A 395-nucleotide genomic window follows, 5' to 3' on the forward strand; every position below is an offset into this window, starting at 1 on the left:
GCCTGGAAGATTTTGACAACAGCGTCACTGGCGACATTAGAATCAACCTCAATGTTAACGTTGAAGGGGCTGTGGTTCAATCGTGGCTGGCGCACCTTAACGTCATGGACGTGGTTGTTCTTAATCTCCTCTTTACTAAAGTACACGCTGTTGCTGGCGTCGAATTCAAAGTTCTCGAAGAATGTTGTCAATTTATCGACTTTAACATCAGTTATCTTGACACCATCAAAGTAAAGTTTGTCTTGAGTGTAAGGCTTCAAGTATTGCTTGGACTCAACGATGTATTCCACAATTCTGTTGTAGAGCTGATAGAAAGCAGGATCACGAAGAGAAGTCTGGTAAAAGTCCATTGCACTAGGCATGAAAGTGTACTTGTCGAATGGCATAGGCGCAGC

Annotated in this window: 1 protein-coding gene; it reads right to left on the minus strand. The window is 43.3% G+C overall.

Annotated features, from left to right (window positions below):
• On the minus strand, positions 1–395 hold a 395-nt coding region (locus F0L46_RS27800), incomplete at both ends, for a hypothetical protein (protein WP_149822419.1).

The sequence above is a fragment of the Salinarimonas soli genome, from assembly GCF_008386575.1.
Taxonomy (GTDB): domain Bacteria; phylum Pseudomonadota; class Alphaproteobacteria; order Rhizobiales; family Beijerinckiaceae; genus Salinarimonas_A; species Salinarimonas_A soli.